This window comes from Brevundimonas sp. GW822-FHT03E11, from assembly GCF_058801445.1.
Genome location: NZ_JBXANG010000004.1, coordinates 362,244 through 378,896, shown reverse-complemented (window position 1 = coordinate 378,896; position 16,653 = coordinate 362,244). Strand labels below are relative to the sequence as shown.

At 67.6% G+C, this 16,653-nt stretch carries 15 protein-coding genes; 5 read left to right on the top strand and 10 right to left on the bottom strand.

All coding sequences use genetic code 11. From position 1 onward, the window contains the following. Position 1 precedes the first annotated feature (1 nt). The 5 genes from pdxA to AC1RKE_RS09465 form a co-directional block, all read right to left on the bottom strand. Entirely contained in the window at positions 2–997 is a 996-nt protein-coding gene (gene pdxA / locus AC1RKE_RS09485; protein WP_348684094.1) for a 4-hydroxythreonine-4-phosphate dehydrogenase PdxA, read from the bottom strand. Continuing rightward, positions 994–2,349 (bottom strand): peptidylprolyl isomerase, encoded by a 1,356-nt coding sequence (locus tag AC1RKE_RS09480; protein WP_224760935.1) that lies wholly within the window; start codon positions 2,347–2,349, stop codon positions 994–996. The genes pdxA and AC1RKE_RS09480 overlap by 4 nt, the downstream gene beginning before the upstream one ends. A 72-nt stretch (positions 2,350–2,421) precedes the next feature. Next, positions 2,422–4,758: an LPS-assembly protein LptD gene (locus tag AC1RKE_RS09475; RefSeq protein WP_348684093.1), complete on the bottom strand. Its 2,337-nt coding sequence runs from the start codon at positions 4,756–4,758 to the stop codon at positions 2,422–2,424. 147 nt (positions 4,759–4,905) lie between these two features. Further along, positions 4,906–6,048 carry an LPS export ABC transporter permease LptG gene (gene lptG, locus AC1RKE_RS09470; RefSeq protein ID WP_152950288.1) on the bottom strand — a complete coding sequence of 381 codons (1,143 nt, stop codon included), beginning with the start codon at positions 6,046–6,048 and terminating at the stop codon, positions 4,906–4,908. Positions 6,049–6,050: 2 nt separating this feature from the next. Continuing rightward, positions 6,051–7,199 carry an LptF/LptG family permease gene (locus AC1RKE_RS09465; protein WP_348684092.1) on the bottom strand — a complete coding sequence of 383 codons (1,149 nt, stop codon included), beginning with the start codon at positions 7,197–7,199 and terminating at the stop codon, positions 6,051–6,053. Between the two features lie 144 nt (positions 7,200–7,343). Between AC1RKE_RS09465 and AC1RKE_RS09460 the strand changes: the two genes are divergently transcribed. The 4 genes from AC1RKE_RS09460 to AC1RKE_RS09445 all read left to right on the top strand — a co-directional run bounded on the left by AC1RKE_RS09460 (position 7,344) and on the right by AC1RKE_RS09445 (position 9,941). Then, entirely contained in the window at positions 7,344–8,819 is a 1,476-nt protein-coding gene (locus AC1RKE_RS09460; protein WP_182714740.1) for a leucyl aminopeptidase, read from the top strand. Positions 8,820–8,839: 20 nt separating this feature from the next. Beyond that, positions 8,840–9,298, top strand: a complete 459-nt coding sequence (locus tag AC1RKE_RS09455; RefSeq protein WP_054765808.1) for a DNA polymerase III subunit chi — start codon at positions 8,840–8,842, stop codon at positions 9,296–9,298. A 101-nt stretch (positions 9,299–9,399) separates the two neighbouring features. Then, a complete protein-coding gene (locus AC1RKE_RS09450) occupies positions 9,400–9,612 on the top strand; it encodes a hypothetical protein (protein WP_054766951.1) in 213 nt (70 codons plus the stop codon). A 23-nt stretch (positions 9,613–9,635) separates the two neighbouring features. After that, on the top strand, positions 9,636–9,941 hold the full coding sequence (locus AC1RKE_RS09445) for a hemolysin (protein WP_228184182.1): 306 nt from the start codon (positions 9,636–9,638) through the stop codon (positions 9,939–9,941). Between the two features lie 3 nt (positions 9,942–9,944). On the opposite strand, the gene AC1RKE_RS09440 is transcribed toward AC1RKE_RS09445, so the two are convergent. After that, on the bottom strand, positions 9,945–10,871 hold the full coding sequence (locus AC1RKE_RS09440; RefSeq protein ID WP_348683775.1) for a LysR family transcriptional regulator: 927 nt from the start codon (positions 10,869–10,871) through the stop codon (positions 9,945–9,947). A 117-nt stretch (positions 10,872–10,988) separates the two neighbouring features. Between AC1RKE_RS09440 and AC1RKE_RS09435 the strand changes: the two genes are divergently transcribed. Further along, complete coding sequence (locus AC1RKE_RS09435) at positions 10,989–11,687, top strand: pirin family protein (RefSeq protein ID WP_348683776.1); 699 nt, start codon at positions 10,989–10,991, stop codon at positions 11,685–11,687. Between the two features lie 44 nt (positions 11,688–11,731). Here AC1RKE_RS09435 and pip read toward each other — a convergent pair whose 3' ends face one another. From pip to AC1RKE_RS09415, 4 genes are all read right to left on the bottom strand, one after another. Continuing rightward, entirely contained in the window at positions 11,732–12,706 is a 975-nt protein-coding gene (gene pip, locus AC1RKE_RS09430; protein WP_348683778.1) for a prolyl aminopeptidase, read from the bottom strand. A 44-nt stretch (positions 12,707–12,750) separates the two neighbouring features. After that, complete coding sequence (locus tag AC1RKE_RS09425; protein WP_007445956.1) at positions 12,751–13,107, bottom strand: DUF423 domain-containing protein; 357 nt, start codon at positions 13,105–13,107, stop codon at positions 12,751–12,753. A 96-nt stretch (positions 13,108–13,203) separates the two neighbouring features. After that, a complete protein-coding gene (locus AC1RKE_RS09420; protein ID WP_348683779.1) occupies positions 13,204–13,824 on the bottom strand; it encodes a C15 family peptidase in 621 nt (206 codons plus the stop codon). A 52-nt stretch (positions 13,825–13,876) separates the two neighbouring features. Next, positions 13,877–16,603, bottom strand: a complete 2,727-nt coding sequence (locus AC1RKE_RS09415) for a tipN (RefSeq protein WP_348683781.1) — start codon at positions 16,601–16,603, stop codon at positions 13,877–13,879. Positions 16,604–16,653: the final 50 nt, after the last annotated feature.

Sequence of the window (16,653 nt, the reverse complement as noted above, 5' to 3'; positions counted from 1 at the left end):
GTTAGCGCGCGGCGCGGGCCGCCGCCATCTCCGATGCCAGACGAACGGCGGCGATCAGACTGTCGGGGCGCGCGATCCCCTTGCCGGCGATGTCGAAACCCGTGCCGTGATCGGGCGAGGTGCGGATGACGGGCAGGCCCAGGGAGACATTGACCCCGCCCCAGAAGTACAGGGTCTTGACCGGGATCAGGGCCTGGTCGTGGTACATGCAGATCACCGCATCATAGGTTGCGCGGGCGTCGTCGTGGAACAGGGTGTCGGCGGGTTTGGGGTCGGTGATGTCGATCCCTTCGCCGCGCAGCTGTTCTGCGACGGGGATCAGGGTCTCGATCTCCTGCAGCCCCAGGGCGCCGCCTTCGCCCGCGTGGGGGTTCAGGGCGGCCATGGCCAGGCGCGGGCGGGCGATGGCGAAGTCGCGCTTCAGGCTTTCGTGGACGACGCGGGCGGTGCGGGCGACCCGCTCGGCCGTGATCAGCTCGGGAACCTGATCCAGGGCGACGTGGATGGTGACCAGACAGGCGCGCAGGTCGCGGGCGGCCAGCATCATCACGGGCCCCCGCGTGCCGGCGTAGGGGGCGTCGGCGGTCAGTTCGGCGATGAACTCGGTGTGACCCGGAAAGCGGAAACCCGAGGCGTACATGGGCGCCTTGGCGATGGGGGCGGTGACCAGACCCGAGGCTTCGCCCGACAGAGCGAAACTGACGGCTTCTTCGATGCCGTCGGCGACCGAGGGCGCATTGACCGGGTCGGGAAGGCCGACTGTCACCGGCGCAGGCAGGGCGCGGTGAATGACCGGGAGGGCCCGCTCGAAATGCTGGGCGGCCTCGCCGGGCGTGAAGACGTCGGCGACGGCTATGCCTTGCGCCTCAAGCAGGGCGGCGTCGCCGATTACGGCGAACGGCAGCATGTCGGCCGAGCGCGCCCGCCAGGCGGCGGCTACGATCTCCGGCCCGACGCCGGCGGGTTCGCCCAGCGTCAGGACCAGAGGCCGGGTCATTTGAACTCGATCAGGGCGTCGTTGCGCAGATCGCGGATATAGCGACGCTCCAGCACCGCCAGGTTCTGGCCGCGCAGGCGGTTCTCGACCTGCTGACGATTGGGGGCCTCAGGACCGCCGACGCGACGGCCGCAGACGGCGACCAGATGCAGGCCGAGCGGCGTACGAATCGGGGTCGAGACCGAGCCGATCTCTCCGGTGCGGGCGAACTGCTGGAACTGGGGCGCCAGATTGGCCACGTCCGATTCGCCCAGGTCGGCGCCGATTACGCCCTGGGTCGCTCGCGCCTGGGACAGGATGTTGTCGCAGTTCAGTCCCTGGCGCAGGCCTTCCAAAGTCCGGGTGGCCGCTGCGAGCTCGGCCTCGGACGCCGATTCCGGCAGTTCGACCATCATCTGTTTCAACGAAACCAGGCTGGTCGCCGCGCCGTCACGCTTGTCTCGCATATAGATGATGTACACGCCGCCATCGACCGGGACGGGGTTCGACAGCTGGCCGGGCTGGAGCTGGTCGAAGATGGTCTGAAGGGCCGGCTGCACCGTGCCCTTGACCACCCAGCCTGCGTCGCCGGGGACGCGGGCCGAGGCGGACGGGGCGGAGGAGAACTGTTGGGCGACCGCCTGGAAGGGCGCGCCCTGAATGATCTGCTGCACCAGCTGGCGGGCGCCGTTCATCGCAGCCTCTTGGCCGCCGACCCGTGCCGCTTCGATGTAGATCTCACCGATCAGATACTGGGGCTGGGCCGCCGCCTCGTTCAGGCGGCGCAGTTCCTGCTCGACTTGAAGCGTGCTGGGCCGGGCGCGGCTGTTGAAGCGGCCGGGCACCAGCTGGCTCCAGCCGATTTCCGTGCGCAGGTTTTCGCGGAAGGCGCTGGGCTGAATGCCGCCTTGCTGGAGAAACTCCATATAGGCGGCGGGCGTGACGCCGGCCTGGCGCGCCATCTGGGCGATTTCCTCGTCGATCTCCTGGTCGGTGACCTTCAAGGTCTCGAACTTGGTGATTTCCTGGGCCTTCAGCCGTTCTTCGATCAGACGGTTCAGCGCCGCCTGCTGAATCGCCGGCAGATTCTGTTCGGTCGGCTGAACCTGGGACGAGGCGATCAGCATCAGCATCTGCTGGCGCAGGTCATAGCCGGTGATGATCTTGTCATTGACCGTAGCGACAATGCCGTCGGCCAGTTCGAACTGAGGCGCGGCGCGGGCCGCAACCGGTCCGTCTCCGGCCGCCGGGTTAGGCGCGCCTGCGGCCGTCGGCTGCTGGGCGGCCGGAGCGGGCGCCGTCTGACCATAGGCCGAACCGGCGAGGAGGAGCGCCGCGAGCGCAGCCCCCGTCGAATAACGCATCAAACCCATTGGTCGTCCTGATTCCTCACAGCGGTCCACCGGCCGGGCCGGCAGGCGGTCGCGCCCCGTACAGCGTCATGCTCAACGCAATCCGCCCTGTCCATAACCTGAACCTCCGAAAGTGGCGAGGTTTAGGCGTAGATACACCCCGTCCGACGGACCACTGGCCCGAACCCGCGTATTGTCGCGGCGATAACCGATCTCGACCCTAAAACAATCGTCGTCGAACAGGAGGCCGACCTCCTGGCGGGTGATGACGTTGCGCTCCAGATCGGCGATGCCGGCTACGGCCACGCCCCAGTGGCCGTAGACGAACTGCTGACCCGCCAGCTGGACGAATTCATAGTTCCGATTGAGCGGCCCTGACAGCGGATTGGACCGATCGACGATGTAGCTGAAGCTGGCGAGGTTGCGCCGGCCCCAGCGTCCGTCCAGCGCGGCCTCGGCGCGCCGGATGTCGCCGGATCCGTCAAAGGTGGCGTGGCCCCAGCTGCGGATACGGTCCGACGGTGAGAAGCTGCCTTGAACCACCCAGTCTGAGGCGGAGGACGCCAGGCCGGTGGGGTCGTAAAGGGCGCCGGTCGTGCTGTCCGGTATGGTGGTGCGGAAGGCGTCTTCGTCGTCGGCGCGGTAGCTGCGGCCCACGAAAAGGCTGGCGCTGCGGCCTTCGGACCAGCGGATCGTAGCCCGGGCGCCGGCGGTGAAACGGGCGCCGCCTTCCACCAGGTCATAGCCCGAGAAGCGGTCTGTGCGGAACAGGGAGGATTCATCCAATTCGATGACCTGTGAATCCTCATTGGGAATGCGGGGGTCGATGTCGGACTTGTTGGAGACCGACAGCTGGGCGACCGGCTCCAGAATGATGTCGCCGCGCGGCGTGCGACGCACCAGGGGGTAACTGAGGTCCACCCCGGCGCTCGCGCGCGTGCGGCTCAGCGTCTCGTCGCTTTCGACGCCCATCATCGGCGGCAGGTCGAACAAGGCGTAGAAGTCCACGCGGCCGTCGACGAAAGGCTCGATACGCAGGCCGTTGGACGTGATGAAGACGCGACGCCACTCCACCTGACCTGTGATCCGTCGGCTGTCCACGCCCGAAAGCCCCGCTGGGTCCCCCGGCACGATGTCCGGATTGAGCACCGGCGCGCCGACGAAAACGTCGCGATACAGGGATACGGCGGACCCCTTCAGCCGCAGCCGGCCGCCGCCGATCAGGCCCGACGGCTCCCAGCGGGCGTCGATCAGGGGGGCGACGATCGGCAGGGCGCCGTCGTTTTCAAAGACCTTGAACCCTTCCGCGTCGCGGAAATCGGTGTCGGCGAAGCGGTTGTCCAGTCTCAGGCTCTGGATCGAAAAGGCTGCGATCGAAACATAGGAGCGGTCGGTCTGCCGCTCGGCGTAGACCTGACTGATCAGACGGCGACGGTCGCCGTAATAGAGGCCGTTGTCCTGATAGGGGTTCTGAACGTCGTAGCGGTCGAACAGGGTCTTGTCGGACGTCCGCTCGGCCGTGAAGCCGAGGCGCCAGGGGCCCGACAGATCGAACGCGCCATGGGACAGCAGATAGCTGCGGTGCTCCTTGTCCCCAAAGCGGACATTGCTTTCGTAATCCCCGTCGCCGTTCCTGTCGAAGTCGCCGAAGGTGCGCTCATAGGTGTAGCCGCCGCGGGCGACGATCGCTCCGTTGACGAAGCGGCGGCGCCACTGAAGGTTCAGCAGGGGCGACACCCGCGTGTTGAACTGCGGGCTGATCAGCCAGTCTTCCGACGGCGAAACGACATGCAGATAGGGGGTTTCGATCGAGACGCCGCGGCCTTCGTCATAGTTGACGATCGGCACCAGGAAGCCGGACGCGCGTTCGACGGTGGGATCCGGGTGGGCGAAAAAGGGGGTGTAGAAGACGGGCACCCCGCCGATGCGGAACATCGCATTGCGGTAGATGACGGCGCGCAGGGCCTCATCCTGAACCACCTTCTCGGCCTGGATCGAGAGGCTTGGGGTCTTGGGGCCCTTGTCGTCGCAGATGGGGCAGGGGGTGAAGACGGCGTAGTTCAGCTCATTGACCCGTTCGCTGCGGCGAACCGCCGTCGCGGCCATCAGGCTGGCGCCGTTGCTGAAACGGGTGGCGAAATCGACGGCCACCGCCGCCTTCAACTCGCCGTCGGCCTCCAGATGGCTGGCGTAGACGACCGTGCCGTCCGGCGCGACGGCCTCGACGCGGCCGTCGGCCGTGGCCGCGCCGGTGGACAGATCATAGGTCAGGTTCTCGCCCCGAAGCACATGACCGTCAGCACGCAGATAGACCCGGCGCGCGCCGTCGCTCTGGGCGACGATCGTGTCGCCGACACGGCCGGCGCTGTCGGCGTCCACATAGACGGCGCCCTGGGGCAGGACGTCGGGAACCGCCGATTGATCCGGCACTGGCTGTGCCTGGGCAAGCGCCTCGTCCGCGAAGGGCAGACACGCCAGGAGCGCCGCGCCAGCCAGAAGCCTGGCCCGCAAGGCCCTTGAACCCCGATCGCGATCACCTTGCATGAAGCATCCGTCTGTCTTGAGCGAGGCGCTCGCTTAGCCGTCTTCGGTATAGAACAGCAAGGTGAAGGCGGCGAGGGCCGTCAACAAGGGCGGCAGCCATGCCGCCACCAGGGGCGGCACCACCTCGGCCGAACCCATGGCCGAGCTGAATTGGTTCAGGAAGAAGAAGGCGAAGCCCAGCACGACCGCTGCCACGCTCATCCTCGCCAGGTCCCCAAGACGCATCAGACGTAGAGAGAAAGCCGCCGCCAGTATGGACATGGCCGCAAAGACCAGGGGCGTCGCCAGCAGCTGCTGAAGCCGAAGGCGATAGGCGGTTGAGGCGAAGCCGGCGTCCTCGATCCGCTGGATCTGATTCGGCAGGGACCAGAAGGGCGTCGATTGGGGACGGGCGAATCGCTCGAACGCCTCTTCGTCCGCCAGGCTGGAGAGCAGATCGAGGCTTGAATAGGCGACAGCCCTCTGGCCGATGCTGGCGCCGACGGCGTTGGTCAGACGCCAGCGGCCGGCGCTGAGCGCGGCCGACTGGGCGTCGATCCGTTCGGAAAAGTCGCGATTTCCTTCCGCATCCGTGACGTAGATGAAGAAGGTGACGTCCAGAAGCCGGGCGTTGGCGCGGTCCTGACGTCCCGCTCGGATGATCATCTGACGCTGATCGTCGCCTTCGCGCAGCCAAATGGGGGCGTCCGTCCGGTCATCGTTGGCGGCGCCGGAAATGCGGGCGCGTTCGCGCTGCCACAGACCGTCGCCGGCTGAGGCCAAGGGCCCCAGAACGGTCACGGTAAGAACGCCCAGGGCGAAGGCCATCCCGGCCGCCGGAAGGACGAAACGCCAGGCCGACACCCCCGCCGCCCGCATGGCGACCAGTTCGCTACGTCGGTTCAGGCCGATATAGGCGCCCAAGGTGCCGAACAGGAAGACGAAGGGCAGCAGCTGGACGATCACCGCCGGCGACTTCAGCGCCACCAGACCCAGGATGCGCAGGGCCGAGAGATCCTGATCCGATCCTACGCCGCGCGACACCTCGACGAAGTCGATCAGCATGACCAGGGCGGAGATCACCGCCAGGGCCACGCCCAAGGCGCGCAACTGTTGAATCAGTACATAGATTTCGATGCGGCCCAGACGGGGAAGGCGCGAACGCAAGGACCGGGCGGGAAGGGACAGAGACCTCATGGTCACCCCGTCCTAGCCGGAGACAGGGGCCGCAGCCGCTCAACGATCGCCCAGGACCGGCGCTTTCGCGGCTTAAGTGCGCGAAACAGAAGCCGGAGCGCCAAGGCGGTCGCGGCGAGGGGCGCGATATATTGGAGCAGGTTCATCCAGGGGTTCCAGGCGCTGGCCGCGACCAGGCCATAGCCGATCACCCGCACGAGCAGAAACAGACCGGCCGCCTTAGCGATGCGAAGCGAATAGCCGGTGCGGCTGAAGGCGCCGCCCAGGATCGCCGCCAGGGCCATGGCCATGGCGGTCAAGGCGTAAAGCGGCGCTGATATCCGCGCATGGGCCTCCGCCAGAAGTTCTCCCCGCGAGCCCGCCGTTTCGAGCACGCGCGGGGTCGGGTTGAGCAGTTGACGCAGATAGAGGTCGGCCGGCTTGTAGCGAATCTGCTCGGTCACGGCCGAGAACTGTCCCAGCGGAAAGTCGTAGCGGTCGAAAGACAGGGTTTCGAGTACGCCGCGCGAGGAATATTTCTGCCAGGAGCCGTCGATCATGGTCAGGACTGGCTCATTGGCGGCGTCACGCCCGAAGCGGGCCTCGGCCGCGCTCCAGTTCTGGCTGGACTTGCCGTCGTCCAGATAGACGAAAAGGTTCTTCAGAAGACCGTTCTGCTCAATCTGCTGGACATAGACGGTCAGCCCGTCCGGCCCCTGAACGAACTGGCCTTCCTCGACAAGCAGGGCCGCCAGATCGGTGCGGATGGCGAAGGCCTGGTTGCGGGCCTCCCGCTGGGCCCAGGGCTGGGCGAACAGAGTCATGATCAGGTTCAGGATCAGCACGAGGACCGCGAGCCGAGCCGCCGGCGATATGACCTGCCAACGGGTCATGCCTCCGGCGAAGGCGGCGGTCAGTTCCTGCTCGCGCTGCATCCGGGTCAGGGCGATCAGGGCGCCGACGAACAGGCCTATGGGCAGGATGACGGCCAGCAACTGAGGCAGGGCCAGAAGCGTCAGCTTGACCATCACCCATACGCTCTGACCCCGTTCCACGATGACCTCGAGCTGGTCGAGGCTCTGACTCAAAATTCCGATTCCAGCCAGGGACGCGCACGCCGCGACCACGGGTAGGGAGAGCTGGCGAAAAAGGTATCTTTGGATCAGGGTCATGGGCGGATGGACTTCGCCCGGTTGCAGGCGGCGGCGATGAGGCGCATCTAGTAGCACAGGAGGGCGCGTCCGCGACATGCAGACGCGCCGTTTGTCTTTTTCTTCTGTTGTGAGCGCCGGGTGGGGCCCGGCTGGAGTCGTTGAATGAAGATCGAGTTCGTCGCTGCCGTTGACGCCGCTGAAATCCTGGCCGTGCCTGTTCATGAAGATCGCGTCCTCGCCGGCTCCGGGTCGGAGCTGGACGAACAGTCCGGCGGCGCCCTGACCCGCGCGATGAGCAAGGGGCGGTTCGTCGGCAAGGCTGGCCAGACCCTGATGGTTGCGGCCGTCTCGGGCGCAAAGGCGGAGTCCATCCTGCTGGTCGGCGCTGGGTCGGCGGACAAAATCGACGACCTGGCGGTCGAGGCGTTCGGCGGCAACGCCTATGCGGCGGTGAAACTGTCGGGCGCCGAGGTTCTGACCATCGACGCCTCCAACCTGAGCCCTGAACAGGCCGCGCGCGTCGGCTTCGCGGTGCGACTGGCCGCCTACCGGTTCGACAAATACCGGACGACCCAGAAGCCGGACAAGATTCCGTCGATCAACACGGTGCGCGTCGTGACGTCCGACCTGCGCGCCGCCGAGGCCGCCCTGGAGCCGCTGACCGCTGTGGCTGACGGCGTGATCTTCGCCCGCGATCTGGTGTCCGAGCCCGCCAACGTCCTCTATCCCGCCGAGTTCGCGCGCCGCGTCAAGGCGCTCGAGAGCCTGGGCCTGGAGGTCGAAATCCTCGGCGAGGCCGAGATGGAGAAGCTGGGCATGCGCACCCTGCTGGGCGTCGGCCAGGGCAGCCGTCGCGAAAGCCAGCTGGCGATCATGAAGTGGAACGGCGGCGAGGCGGGCGCCCAACCCCTGGCCTTCGTCGGCAAGGGCGTCTGCTTCGACACCGGCGGCATCTCGATCAAGCCGGCCGAAGGCATGGAGGACATGAAGTGGGACATGGGCGGCGCCGCCGCCGTGACCGGAACCATGATCGCCCTGGCCGGCCGCAAGGCCAAGGTCAACGCCGTGGGCGTGCTGGGCCTGGTCGAGAACATGCCGGACGGCAACGCCCAGCGTCCGGGCGACGTGGTCGTGTCCATGTCGGGCCAGACGGTCGAGGTGATCAACACCGACGCCGAGGGCCGCCTCGTCCTGGCTGACGCCCTTTGGTACACGCAGGAGCGGTTCAAGCCGAAGTTCATGATCGACCTGGCCACCCTCACCGGCGCCATGATCGTGGCGCTGGGCCTGGACTACGCCGGCGTCTTCTCGAACTCGGACGAGGTCGCCGAGCCGATCCTGGCCGCCTCAAAGAAGGTCGGCGAGAACTTCTGGCGCATGCCGATCCCGGCCATCTACGAGCAGCACATCGATTCGAAGATCGCCGATGTGAAGAACACCGGCAACGGCCGCGCCGGCGGCTCGATCACCGCCGCCCTGTTCCTGCAGCGCTTCACCAACGGCGTGCCGTGGGCGCACCTGGACATCGCCCCGACCGCCTGGGCCAATAAGAGCCCCAGCCCCACCGTGCCGGAAGGCGGCGTCGGCTTCGCCGTGCGCACCCTGGACCGGATGGTGGCCGACACCTACGAAGCCTGAGCCCTGGACGGTAGAGCCGGATGAGCGGCAAGCCCGAAATCTGGTTCTACCACCTGGAACGGTCCTCCCTGGACCAGGTGCTGCCGACCCTGCTCGAGAAGACCCTCGAGCGGGGCTGGCGCGCCCTGATCAAATCGTCTCATGCCCATCGGCTGGATGATCTGGACGAGCGGCTGTGGACCTTCCACGAAGAGAGTTTTCTGCCGCACGGTCGGGCGGATCAGCCCCATGCCGATCGCCAGCCGGTGCTTCTCAGCGAATCGGGAGAGAACCTGAACGGCGCTCAGGCGCTGTTCATCGTCGATGACGCAGAACTGGGCGCCACGGAAGGGATCGAAAGATGCTTCATCATTTTCGACGGTCGGGACGCAACGGCGCTTCAGCAGGCGCGCGGCCGCTGGAAGGCGCTGAAGGCCCAGGGCGCGGAGCTGGCCTATTGGCGGCAGACGGACGCAGGGCGCTGGGAAAAGGCGGCCTGATCGTCTTGGCGGCCTTAGCCGGCTGTTCCACGCCCGTCGCAGAAAAGCCGGCCCCGCGAACCGTGGAACAGGCGCAGGTCACGCCGCCCGTAGGCAGCCGCATGCCGACCGCCCAGACGACCGATGTCTGCAAGGCGGGGGAACTTCAGTATCTGGTGGGGCGGCCCAAGACCGAAATCCCGGTGCCTGTGGATGTCGTCAACCGGCGCGTGACCTGCACCACCTGCCCGGTCACCCATGATTTTTCGGCCTACCGGCTGAACATATTCTACGACGCCCAGACAGGGATCATCGAACAGGTCCGCTGCGGCTGACGCTGGCTTTTGGAGAGACGACCATGAAGACCGCCTTCATCCTGACGACCCTGATGTCGGCGGGCCTGGCCCTGTCGGCCTGCGCCCCGACCGAGACGCCCGCCGCCGGCGCCGCCCCGGGGGGCGACACCGCGTTCAAAGCCTGCAAGGTCGAGGACTATCAGGCCTATGTTGGCCGGAACCGTTCGACGGTGCCCAGCGCGCCGGAAGGTCAGACCTTCCGCGTCCTGTGCACGACCTGCGCGGCGACCATGGACTATCGCGAGAACCGGGTGAACTTCGTCTATGACGAGGCGACCGGCGTGATCCAGCAGGTCAAGTGCGGCTGAGGCTCAGCGACCGACCGTGTCGCCGGGCCAGAGCGGGGCGCTGAAGGTCTTCGCCAGATAATCCATCAGAGCCGACACGCGCGCCGGGCGCGGTCCGCCGCTGGGCGCAACCAGATGCAGGGCGATGGGGGGCAGGCGCCAGTCGGTCATGACCGTTTCCAGCCGCCCTTCGGCGACGTCCCTCCAATAGATGAAGTCCGGCTGGGGGAAGAGGCCCAGGCCCGCGCAGAGGGAGGCGGTCAGGGCGTCGGAATTGTTGGCTCGCAACGGCCCGCGCGGCCGCACCACGACCTCTTCGCCGGCGTCATTGATGAAGCGCCAGGCGTCCGGGGTCGGCATATAGGCGTAGCCGAGGCAGGAATGCCGCTCCAGATCGTTCGGATGGATCGGCCGCCCGCGCTGGGCCAGATAGTCAGGCGAGGCCACGAGGAACCGCTCAACCGGCCGCAGACGACGCGCCGTGAGCGATGAGTCGGGCAGGGCGGCGATGCGCAGGGCGCAGTCGAAGCCGCCGCCCACCAGATCGACCACCTCGTCCGACAGATGCAGATCGACGGAAACATCCGGATGGGTCGCCAGGAACTGCGGCAGGGCCGGGGCGACATAGGCCATGCCGAACGACATGGGCGCGGCCAGCCGCACGAGGCCGCGCGGCGTCACGGACATGTCCAGGGCCTCGGACACCGCCCCTTCCGCCTCAGCCAACATCTGGCCCGCGCGCGCCGCCAGATTGCGCCCCGCGTCGGTCAGGGCGAAACGGCGCGAGGTCCGATGGAGCAGGGTGGTCTTCAGTTGTTGTTCCAGCCGCGTCACCGCCTTGGACACCGTCGCCTTGGACAGGCCCAGGGCGTCAGCCGCGCCGGAGAAAGACTGGGCCTCCGCCACCTTGGCGAAGATGGCCATGGCCTCGAGGTCAGGCAGGCGGGACATGGCGACCTCCAAGTCGGAAACGATGAGTTTCAGGGGTTTCTATTTCTGTTCGGTCGTCGATCTCTATCTTGGCGTCAAGTCAATGACGCCGGGACGGCCCGGCCTGAGGACAGACCGATGATTGAACGCAGACCCTTTGAATCTCTCGGCGGCGCCAACCATGGTTGGCTGAACGCCAAACATCACTTCTCCTTCGCCAACTACTATGATCCCAAGCGGATGAGCTGGGGCAATCTTCGGGTCTGGAACGACGACGAGATCGCCGCCGGAACGGGCTTCCCGCCTCACCCGCACGCCGACATGGAGATCATCACCTATGTCCGCGACGGGGCCATCACCCATGAGGACAGTCTGGGCAACAAGGGCCGCACTGTCGCCGGCGATGTTCAGGTCATGAGCGCCGGCACGGGCATTCGTCACGCCGAATATAACGCCGAGCCGGAACTGACCCGGATCTTCCAGATCTGGATCGAGCCGACCCGGCGGGGCGAGGCGCCCAGCTGGGGCTCCAAACCCTTCCCCAAGGGCGAGCGCGCGGGGCAATTCGTCGTCCTCGCTTCCGGCTTCGACGGCGATAAGGACGCCCTGCCGATCCGCACCGATGCACGGATCGTCGCTGCGACCCTGAAGGCCGGCGACAGCGCCGACTATGCTCTGGGCGCCGCGCGACGCGGGTATTTGGTCCCCGCCAAGGGGGAGATTGAGGTCAATGGAGTGCGGTTGAACGCCCGTGACGGCGCCGCCATTGCCCAGGAGGACATCGTGACGGTGAAGGCCCTTTCGGACGCCGAGGTGGTCTTGGTGGACGCGGCCTGACGGCCAAAAGGCGCCGGGCGGGACCGATCCCGCCCGGCGTCGCTTCAGAGATTCGCCGCCCAGTCCGTTGCGCGGATCAGGCTGTCGACGACGCCAGGTTCGGACGAGGCGTGGCCGGCGTCACCGACGATGTCCAGCTTCGCCTCGGGCCAGGCGCGGTGCAGGGCCCAGGCGCCGGCGATCGGCGTCACGACGTCAAACCGGCCTTGGGCGATCCAGCAGGGAATGTGGCGCATCCGGTCCACATTCTTCAGAATCCAGCCGTCTTCAGGAAAGAAGCCGGCGTTGGTGAAGAACCAGTTTTCAATCCGCGCGAAGGCGACCGCGAAGGTCGGGTCGGCGAACTTGTCCGGCTTGGCGCTGGGCCCTTCCACGCTGACGGTCTCGCCTTCCCAGCAGGACCAGGCGACGGCGCAGCGCTCCCGCTCGCCCTGATCCTCGCCGATCAGCCGCTTGTGATAGGCCCCCATCAGATCGTCGCGCTCAGCGACGGGAATCGGCTCGACAAAGCGTTCCCAGGCGTCGGGGAAGATCATCGAGGCGCCGTCCTGATAGAACCAGTGCAACTCCTTCTTGGTCAGAAGGAAGATGCCGCGCAGCACCAGGGCCATGACCCGTTCAGGATGGGTGATGGCGTAGGCCATCGAGAGGGTGGAGCCCCACGATCCCCCGAACACCACCCATTTGTCGACGCCGCAGCGCTCGCGCAGCCGTTCGATGTCCTCGATCAGGGTCCATGTGGTGTTGTTCTCTAGGGACGCATGCGGTCGGGACTGGCCGCACCCCCTCTGGTCGAACAGGATGATCCGGTACCGCGCCGGGTCGAAATAGCGCCGCATGCCCGGATTGACCGCCCCGCCGGGGCCGCCGTGCAGGACCAGGACCGGCCGGCCCTGGGGATTGCCGCATTCCTCATAATAGATCTCATGGACCCCGTCGGTCTGCATCCAGCCGGAGGCGAAGGGCTCGATCTCGGGATAAAGGTCTCGACGCGGCTCAGAAGGCGCAGGGAAGGCCATGGGGAGGTCTTTCGGAGAGGCTGCAAGCGCGGCCGTACTGGAAACTAGGGTCGCAATGCCGCAACAGCGAGGCAAAACCAAGCCGAGATCATCAGCAGACCGCCGATTGGAGCCACCATTCCCATGGTCGACAGGCTGAGCACGCCAAGAAGGGCCAGGGCGAGCCCGAACACCAGCCCGCCCGCCGCGCCCAGCCATCCGGCGAGCCGCGCCAGCCGCCCCCCTCCGGTCCAGACAGCGCAAGCCAGGGCGAAGACGGCATGGGTCAGTTGATAGGCCGCACCGGTCGACAGCAGCGTCCGGACCTGCGGCGCCGCACCATGAGCGGCGAAGGCGCCGAGCGCCACGGCCATGGCGCCGTTGAACGCGGCGAAGACGATCAGATTGCGGTTCACCATCATGGATCGACCCTAGGGCATGATCGTTTCGGGCGGAACCGGGGAGTTATTCCTCTTCAGCCGATCCGGCTCTGCCGGTTGATCCGCCGAGCGCAAACGTCAGAAGCGCGGCAGAAGCGCCATCTGCCCCGCCATTACAGAGGCGGCGGTCTTCACCGCCTTCTTCACCGCCGCCTCGTCAGCGCCCGGCGGCGCGCGCAGCAGGCCCACGGCCGGGGTATGCGCTTCGTCGGGCAGATCGGCCAAAACCCGATAAAGGAGATAGGAGCCCACATCATCGACAGAGTCCGATGAAGCATCGGCCGCCAAACCGATTTCGTTCAGGGCGCGGACGATATCCGCCACAGGAGCCGTCGTCCGGGCGACGGCGGGGCCGGTGTCTGAGAGGCGGGATTTGCGATCGAGCGCCCGATTTTCGGCGCGCATCTGCATGCGGAAGCCGCTCCCCTTTGGATTACGTCCGACAAGAAGAACGGCGCGGCAGTCGCCGCTGTCCAGGACGCCCCCGATCATCCGAGCCAGATGATCCGGGTCCTCGGCCGGAATGCGCAGGGTGCGGGCGCCGGCCGGGCTCCAGACCTCGCCCGAAAGATCCTCGACCAGATCCCAGCCGGGCGCGTCCGCCTCATAGGCGCATATGGCGATGCCGGGTCGACGGTCGGATCGCCCCGGCGTTTCGGTCTCAATGATCATGCCGGCCCCGATCCCCACGAATTCCATGAAGTTTCCGTGACGAAGACACGTGAAGGAAACAGGGGGCCGACGTCAAGCCTCATCCCAGATCGCCGACCGCTGCGTCCAACAACATAAAGGCGCGGCCGCCGTCGGACGCCAGGCGGGTCTGGATGGCCTGAAGATCCCGCATGCGCGCCGCGCTCGCCAATTCCTGGGCGAAGACCCGGACATAGCGTTCCGCGTCTGCGCGGAGTTCGGGGTCGCTCAGCACGCGCCGAGACACGCTGCGGACGGCGGCCGGGGCGACGCGCCGGACGATGTGACGGGCGCCGTCAGGGTCGCCTTCGCCCAGCAGGCGCGCCGCCTCTTCCACGCGCGAGCGCGGCAACAGGGCGTTGGGATCGACACCCATGCGGCGGATGGCGGCCGAGACGCGGTCCGACAGGGCCGCCGTGTCCGGCGCGGCGGCGGTCGGGGTGTCCAGGTCCAGCGGCGGCGCTTCCGGGCCGCCCGCGACCAGTTCGGCCCAGCCCAGGCCGGCGCCGGGCGACTTGGCCTTGTCCGGCTCGGTCGGCGCCAGACGCAGGCGGCCCCGCAGGCCGAAGCCCTTGTCCTCTTCGCGCTCCGGCGGCGAGGCGGGCAGGCGAGACGAAGGCCGGGGCTCCGGCTCAAAATCAGGGTCTCGGCGGCGGCCGGTCGGGGCGTCGCCTGAGACCACGCCCATCAGGCGCACCGCCTCCGTCAACATGTCGTAGTTTCGGCGAACCCTTTCCTGGAAGCCGACATCCAGCGCCTCGGTGTCCTCGGCCGCCTTGCGTGAGGCGGCGGCCAGGGCGTGCAGCCCTTCTTCCACACTGGCGCGAACGGCGTCGACGCGCGCGCGCGCCTGTTCGGGCAGGCGGGCGGCCCTTTCATCGACATCCGCTACGGCCGTGTCGATCTCGGAGAGGGCGGCGTTGAGGCGATCGATCAGGCTTTCCAGCCGCTGGACCATCCGTTCGCCGGCCTGTTCCAGCAGGCCGGAGGTTTCACCGACGATGCGTCGGGCGTCTTCGATCCGGGCGTCAGCGGCTTGGTCGGCCTTCTGAGCGGCCTCGAACAGGGCTTCGCCGAGGCGGTCGGCGCGCAGCCGGGCCTGTTCGGAGGCGTCGGCGGCGGCGGCGCGGGAATCCTCGGCCGTGGCGCGCATCTGCTCCAGGGCGCGGCGGGTCTCCTCCATCAGGGTGTCGCGCGCATCGGCGGCCAAGGCTTCGAACCGATCGAGCGAGACCTTTGTGGCGGCGTCGAAGCCGTCCGCCTCGCGCTGAGACATGTCGATGAGAGCGCGGAACTGATCGCCGGCGGCTTCCAGAATTTCCCGCAAGGCCTGGATCGAGGCCTCGGAGGTCTGTCCCATTTCGTTATGGGCGGCGCGTGTCGCCGACAGATGTTCGACGAACTGGGCCCGTTGGCTCTCGACCTGGGCGGAGAAGTCCTCCTGATCGGTGCGCAGGGCGTAGGCGGCGGTAACCAGGGCTGCGCGCTGCTGGCTGAGCCCTTCCTCGACCGACTGAATCTGTTCGGCGACCCCCGAGCCCGCATTCTCCAGGCGGATCGTCTGGCGCGCCAAATCATCGGCGGCGACGCGAGCGGCGTCCTGAGCCTCTCCCGCAGCCGCCGCCATGTCGGCGGCTCGGGCGGCCAAGGCGGCTTCCGCCTCGCGAAGCTGGGCTTGAGCCAGGTCGGAGGCGTCGGCGACCATGCGCGACTGGCGCTCGACCGCGTCGAGGACCCCTGCGGCCTGGCTGTCCAGATGAAGGCCCAGGGCCTGCATCTGATCCCGCTCCCGCCCGAGGTTCTCGACCAGGCGTCGGGCCGTGCGGCCGGCGGCTTCCGCCGCCTCGTTCAGACGCTCGGTCTCCTCGGCCAGGGCCTGCCGAAGCAGGGCCATGTCGCTGCGGGCGCGCTCGGCCGCAAGGGCGGCGTGGTCGATGTCGGTCCGAAGCGAGGTCAGGACCTGCCCCGCCTGATCTGCGGCGAAAGCCGTGGGAGCCACCAGCGATTCAGCCATTCTGCGCGCGCGCCGCGTCTCGGCCGCCAGTCCGGCGCCCTGGAGAATGGCGTTGGCCAGGACCAGCGTCAGGCTGGCGGGCGCCAGGGCGAGCAGGACGTAGACGGCGATCCTGAGCGGATCCAGGTCCGTCCCGCCTGCGCCGACCTCATAGGCCGCCCATGAGGCGACCCCTCCGATCCACACGGCCGAGGCCAGGCCGGCGAACAGATAGGCGTTGCGGCCGCTTGGGGCCGGCGTCGAGCTCCCGGGCGAGGCTGGGACGGGCGGGGAGCGTTCGAAGGGCGCCGGCGGCTGGCCCTGGGCGACCGCCATTTCCAGCGGAGCCGCTGCGGCGTCGGCGATCGTCGGTTCGTCGATGGGAGCCGACGCGGCCTCCGACGCCTGTTGCGAAACCGGCTGGTCTTGATCCGGCGTTCTGATCCGGAAACGGGAGGGGGGGCGACGCTGGGGGGCGGGCTCCGGCTCAGGCTCGGCAGGCGCGTGATCCGCGATCTGGGCTTCGGCGTTCAGGCGCTCCGCCTCTTCTTGGGCGCGCCGCGCCTCTTCCGCCAGTCGACGGCGGCGACGCTCAGAGATCGGACGTTCCGGCGGCGGCGGCGGAAGGGGCGCGAGCTCGGCCTGCGGCAGACTTTCGCCGCGGGGTTCGTCCGCGACGTGGCCGGGCTCGCCGTCAAATCGCTCGGTGGCGGGCAGGGCGATGTCCGGCGTCTCCTCAGGCAGGACGGCGTCTTCGTTCGTCAGGGTCAGCGGCGGCCGGTTACGGGATTTCATCAGGCGTCGAGCTCGATTCATGCGCGGGCGCGCGAGCACGCGCCGATTCG

Coding starts and splice junctions, on each gene's coding strand:
- pdxA (WP_348684094.1), bottom strand. CDS start 997: ATGACCCGGCCTCTGGTCCTGACGCTGGGCGAACCCGCCGGCGTCGGG.
- AC1RKE_RS09480 (WP_224760935.1), bottom strand. CDS start 2,349: ATGGGTTTGATGCGTTATTCGACGGGGGCTGCGCTCGCGGCGCTCCTC.
- lptG (WP_152950288.1), bottom strand. CDS start 6,048: ATGAGGTCTCTGTCCCTTCCCGCCCGGTCCTTGCGTTCGCGCCTTCCC.
- AC1RKE_RS09465 (WP_348684092.1), bottom strand. CDS start 7,199: ATGACCCTGATCCAAAGATACCTTTTTCGCCAGCTCTCCCTACCCGTG.
- AC1RKE_RS09460 (WP_182714740.1), top strand. CDS start 7,344: ATGAAGATCGAGTTCGTCGCTGCCGTTGACGCCGCTGAAATCCTGGCC.
- AC1RKE_RS09455 (WP_054765808.1), top strand. CDS start 8,840: ATGAGCGGCAAGCCCGAAATCTGGTTCTACCACCTGGAACGGTCCTCC.
- AC1RKE_RS09450 (WP_054766951.1), top strand. CDS start 9,400: ATGCCGACCGCCCAGACGACCGATGTCTGCAAGGCGGGGGAACTTCAG.
- AC1RKE_RS09445 (WP_228184182.1), top strand. CDS start 9,636: ATGAAGACCGCCTTCATCCTGACGACCCTGATGTCGGCGGGCCTGGCC.
- AC1RKE_RS09440 (WP_348683775.1), bottom strand. CDS start 10,871: ATGTCCCGCCTGCCTGACCTCGAGGCCATGGCCATCTTCGCCAAGGTG.
- AC1RKE_RS09435 (WP_348683776.1), top strand. CDS start 10,989: ATGATTGAACGCAGACCCTTTGAATCTCTCGGCGGCGCCAACCATGGT.
- pip (WP_348683778.1), bottom strand. CDS start 12,706: ATGGCCTTCCCTGCGCCTTCTGAGCCGCGTCGAGACCTTTATCCCGAG.
- AC1RKE_RS09425 (WP_007445956.1), bottom strand. CDS start 13,107: ATGATGGTGAACCGCAATCTGATCGTCTTCGCCGCGTTCAACGGCGCC.
- AC1RKE_RS09420 (WP_348683779.1), bottom strand. CDS start 13,824: ATGGAATTCGTGGGGATCGGGGCCGGCATGATCATTGAGACCGAAACG.
- AC1RKE_RS09415 (WP_348683781.1), bottom strand. CDS start 16,603: ATGAAATCCCGTAACCGGCCGCCGCTGACCCTGACGAACGAAGACGCC.